The organism is Lutibacter sp. HS1-25 (assembly GCF_004121075.1).
Lineage (GTDB): Bacteria > Bacteroidota > Bacteroidia > Flavobacteriales > Flavobacteriaceae > Lutibacter.
On the sequence record NZ_RHLN01000130.1, the window covers coordinates 1 to 373 of the forward strand.

Annotated in this window: 1 protein-coding gene; it reads left to right on the top strand. The window is 45.3% G+C overall.

Annotation, left to right across the window (positions count from 1 at the left end):
* Positions 1-373, top strand: a 373-nt coding sequence (locus tag EC396_RS18010) for a hypothetical protein (protein ID WP_205757965.1), incomplete at both ends; no start/stop codon positions are given.

The following is a 373-nucleotide window of genomic DNA, read 5'->3' on the forward strand; positions in this document are numbered from 1 at the left end:
AATCTCATGATATAGAGAAGAGTTTAAAAAGTCTTCGACAAGCTCAGACTGACAATACTGAATGTCACCCTAAGCCTGAAGAACTTCATCCTCAGCTTGACTGGGGATCTCATGATGTGGAAGGAAATGATGAGATTGCCACGTCGCCAACCTGTCTTGAGTGGAGTCGAAAGCCTCCTCGCAATGACAGTAGTAAATGTCACCCTGAGCCTAAAGAACGTCATTCCGCACCTGATGCGGAATCTCATGATATAGAGAAGAATGAGAAAAGTCTTCGACAAGCTCAGACTGACAATACACAACGTCACCCTGAGCCTGTCGAAGGGTCTCAACCAACGAATCTAAAACTCATCTACGTAGGAGGTTTAACCCC